Raw genomic sequence first — 2449 nt, 5'->3', positions numbered from 1 at the left:
CCTTAAAGGCCCAGGGAAGACTCATCTCGAGGCAAGTTTCGCGCTTAGATGCTTTCAGCGCTTATCTTTTCCGCACTTAGCTACCGGGCAGTGCCATTGGCATGACAACCCGAACACCAGTGGTGCGTTCACTCCGGTCCTCTCGTACTAGGAGCAACCCCTCTCAATCTTCCAACGCCCACGGCAGATAGGGACCGAACTGTCTCACGACGTTCTAAACCCAGCTCGCGTACCACTTTAAATGGCGAACAGCCATACCCTTGGGACCTACTTCAGCCCCAGGATGTGATGAGCCGACATCGAGGTGCCAAACACCGCCGTCGATATGAACTCTTGGGCGGTATCAGCCTGTTATCCCCGGAGTACCTTTTATCCGTTGAGCGATGGCCCTTCCATTCAGAACCACCGGATCACTAAGACCTACTTTCGTACCTGCTCGAGCCGTCACTCTCGCAGTCAAGCTAGCTTATGCCTTTGCACTAACCTCACGATGTCCGACCGTGATTAGCTAACCTTCGTGCTCCTCCGTTACTCTTTGGGAGGAGACCGCCCCAGTCAAACTACCCACCAGACACTGTCCTCACCCCAGATTATGGGGCCGAGTTAGAACATCAAACATTAAAGGGTGGTATTTCAAGGTTGGCTCCACGCAGACTGGCGTCCACGCTTCAAAGCCTCCCACCTATCCTACACATCAAGGCTCAATGTTCAGTGTCAAGCTATAGTAAAGGTTCACGGGGTCTTTCCGTCTTGCCGCGGGTACACTGCATCTTCACAGCGAGTTCAATTTCACTGAGTCTCGGGTGGAGACAGCCTGGCCATCATTACGCCATTCGTGCAGGTCGGAACTTACCCGACAAGGAATTTCGCTACCTTAGGACCGTTATAGTTACGGCCGCCGTTTACTGGGGCTTCGATCAAGAGCTTCGCCTTGCGGCTGACCCCATCAATTAACCTTCCAGCACCGGGCAGGCGTCACACCGTATACGTCCACTTTCGTGTTTGCACAGTGCTGTGTTTTTATTAAACAGTTGCAGCCAGCTGGTATCTGCGACTGGCTTCAGCTCCGAGAGCAAGTCTCTTCACCTACGCGCCAGCGTGCCTTCTCCCGAAGTTACGGCACCATTTTGCCTAGTTCCTTCACCCGAGTTCTCTCAAGCGCCTTGGTATTCTCTACCTGACCACCTGTGTCGGTTTGGGGTACGATTCTGTGTTACCTGATGCTTAGAGGCTTTTCCTGGAAGCTTGGCATCAACTACTTCTGCACCGTAGTGCATCGTCATCACGCCTCAGGGTTAGTAAGTAACCGGATTTACCAGGTCACTCCCCCTACACGCTTAAACCGGGACAACCGTCGCCCGGCTAGCCTAGCCTTCTCCGTCCCCCCTTCGCAGTAACACCGAGTACAGGAATATTAACCTGTTTCCCATCGACTACGCCTTTCGGCCTCGCCTTAGGGGTCGACTCACCCTGCCCCGATTAACGTTGGACAGGAACCCTTGGTCTTCCGGCGAGCGGGCTTTTCACCCGCTTTATCGTTACTTATGTCAGCATTCGCACTTCTGATACCTCCAGCAACCCTCACAGGCCACCTTCAACGGCTTACAGAACGCTCCCCTACCCAACAACGCCTAAGCGTCGCTGCCGCAGCTTCGGTGCATGGTTTAGCCCCGTTACATCTTCCGCGCAGGCCGACTCGACCAGTGAGCTATTACGCTTTCTTTAAATGATGGCTGCTTCTAAGCCAACATCCTGGCTGTCTATGCCTTCCCACATCGTTTCCCACTTAACCATGACTTTGGGACCTTAGCTGGCGGTCTGGGTTGTTTCCCTCTTCACGACGGACGTTAGCACCCGCCGTGTGTCTCCCGTGATAACATTCTTCGGTATTCGGAGTTTGCATCGGTTTGGTAAGCCGGGATGGCCCCCTAGCCGAAACAGTGCTCTACCCCCGAAGATGAGTTCACGAGGCGCTACCTAAATAGCTTTCGGGGAGAACCAGCTATCTCCCGGTTTGATTGGCCTTTCACCCCCAGCCACAAGTCATCCGCTAATTTTTCAACATTAGTCGGTTCGGTCCTCCAGTTAGTGTTACCCAACCTTCAACCTGCCCATGGCTAGATCACCGGGTTTCGGGTCTATACCTTGCAACTATTCGCCCAGTTAAGACTCGGTTTCCCTACGGCTCCCCTATACGGTTAACCTTGCTACAAAATATAAGTCGCTGACCCATTATACAAAAGGTACGCAGTCACACCACGAAGGTGCTCCCACTGCTTGTACGTACACGGTTTCAGGTTCTATTTCACTCCCCTCGCCGGGGTTCTTTTCGCCTTTCCCTCACGGTACTGGTTCACTATCGGTCAGTCAGGAGTATTTAGCCTTGGAGGATGGTCCCCCCATATTCAGACAGGATGTCACGTGTCCCGCCCTACTCATCGAACTCACA

The 2449-nt window shown here is 53.4% G+C and carries 1 rRNA gene; it reads right to left on the bottom strand.

The annotated features are described in order from the left end of the window. A 23S ribosomal RNA gene (locus tag M2407_RS26205) occupies positions 1–2449 on the bottom strand; the annotation flags it as partial.

This window comes from Serratia sp. BIGb0234, assembly GCF_024809915.1.
GTDB classification, from domain to species: domain Bacteria; phylum Pseudomonadota; class Gammaproteobacteria; order Enterobacterales; family Enterobacteriaceae; genus Serratia; species Serratia liquefaciens.
The sequence above is the reverse complement of the archived record's forward strand: the minus strand, read 5'-3'. Positions and strand labels throughout refer to the sequence as shown.